Source organism: Protofrankia sp. Cj3, assembly GCF_917627355.1.
GTDB lineage: Bacteria > Actinomycetota > Actinomycetes > Frankiales > Frankiaceae > Protofrankia.
The window spans coordinates 1-1,528 of record NZ_CAKJTR010000181.1 but is presented as its reverse complement, the minus strand read 5'-3'; the positions used below and the strand labels follow the sequence as shown (position 1 = coordinate 1,528).

1 protein-coding gene and 2 pseudogenes are annotated in these 1,528 nt (G+C 67.2%); all 3 read left to right on the top strand.

What is annotated here, in order from left to right; translation table 11 throughout:
- Positions 1 to 381: pseudogene (locus MJ783_RS19150) on the top strand (hypothetical protein); the annotation flags it as partial.
- 58 nt (positions 382 to 439) lie between these two features.
- Positions 440 to 963, top strand: a pseudogene (locus MJ783_RS19145) (site-specific integrase); the annotation flags it as partial.
- A gap of 309 nt (positions 964 to 1,272) precedes the next feature.
- The gene (locus MJ783_RS19140) at positions 1,273 to 1,470 is read left to right on the top strand and encodes a ribbon-helix-helix protein, CopG family (RefSeq protein ID WP_035739931.1); all 198 of its coding nucleotides are present in this window, start codon (positions 1,273 to 1,275) and stop codon (positions 1,468 to 1,470) included.
- Positions 1,471 to 1,528: the final 58 nt, after the last annotated feature.

Below are 1,528 nucleotides of genomic sequence, written 5' to 3'. Positions count from 1 at the left end.
CCCACGGCCCACGGCCCACGGCCCTGGACCCAACACGCCGAGACCAGGGTGCACCTCGCGATCCGCTTCCTCGGCTGGCTCTACGACCGCGACACGACGCCCACCAGCCTCGACCAGGCCACCATCGAGATCTGGCTGACCACAACCGGTCCCGCCGCCGCCGACATCCGCGACTTCCTCGACTGGGCGGCCGATCGCGGTCACATCCAGCGAATGAACGTCCCGCCCCGGCCGCGGCGGACCGGACCGGCGACCAGCGAGACCGAACGCATCGCGCTACTCACCCGGCTCCTGCACGACGGCACCCTCGAGCGCACCGACCGCGTCGCCGGGGCCCTGCTGCTGCTCTCGGCCAGCAACTCTCTCGCATCGCCGCGCTGAGCACAGACCAGATCACCGAGTCCGGCGGCACGGCACACATCCGCTTCGGTACCGAACGCGTCGCGGGGAGCTCCTTGGTCTCCAGTGGTCGGACATCGACACCGACCGGAGACCCTGACGGTTCGTCACACACTCCTGCGGGTCGGCGGGGAACTGCGGCTGTTCCCGCCGAAGACGGAGGATTCCGAACGGACCCTGCCGCTCCTGGGCCTGGTCACGGATGCGCTCGCGGAACATCGCAAGCTCCACAACGCCGAGCGTGCGGCGGCCGGCGAACGATGGGTCACGACGGACCACGTGTTCACGACGACGATCGGGACACCGATCGAACCCGACAGCCTGCGGCGGTTCTGGATGCCGCTACGGTGCGCGGCCGGTCTCGACGGCGTGGTGTTCCACGGGCTGTGCCATACCTGCGTCACGCTATTGTTGGATCTTGGTGTGCCGCCGCACATCGTCCGGGACATCGCGGGCCACTCGGCGATCGAGGTCACGATGACGATCTACGCGCATGCGTCGATGGGGGAGAAGCGGCGTGCGCTGGGCAAGCTCGATAGCCACCTGACCGAGCCCCGACCCTGACAGCCGTTGCCGCACCCGTTGCTACATATGGGGGTTCCGGGGGGCTCGGCCGCCTGGCAGGCATGACAAGGGGATCGAAAGGCCCAGCATACGGGCTTGATCCCCGAGTGCACCCAACCAGCACTAATGCGAACCTAAACCTGCAGGTCAACGGCCCGACCGTCTCCATCGAACCTGCCCATGCGAAGATCCGTCGGGCCGGCTACGCCGGCAACGCTAACGCCAGGAAGATCGGCTAGGAGTCGATCGCCGCGACCACGCTGTGAGACCCCACGATGGTATCAATGGTGATACCGTGAGGTTGTGGCGATGACACTGCGCTTGACGGATGACGAGGCAGAGGCTCTGCGCCTGCGTGCGGAGCTGGAACAGCGGTCGATGCAGGAGATCGCTCGGCAGGCGATCCGAGAGTACGTCGAGGCGCACAGCCGGGCGGAGCTGCTGGATCAGGTGTTGGACGAGGAGCTTCCGCGGTACGCGGAGGCGCTCCGTCGGCTCGGCGAATGATCTATCTGACGCTTCGCGAACTGTTGTACATCGCCGAGCGGGCCATCGGCTCCGAACC

Bases quoted from the DNA above. Each gene is read 5' to 3' on its own strand.
- MJ783_RS19140 (WP_035739931.1), top strand. From the start codon at position 1,273: ATGACACTGCGCTTGACGGATGACGAGGCAGAGGCTCTGCGCCTGCGT.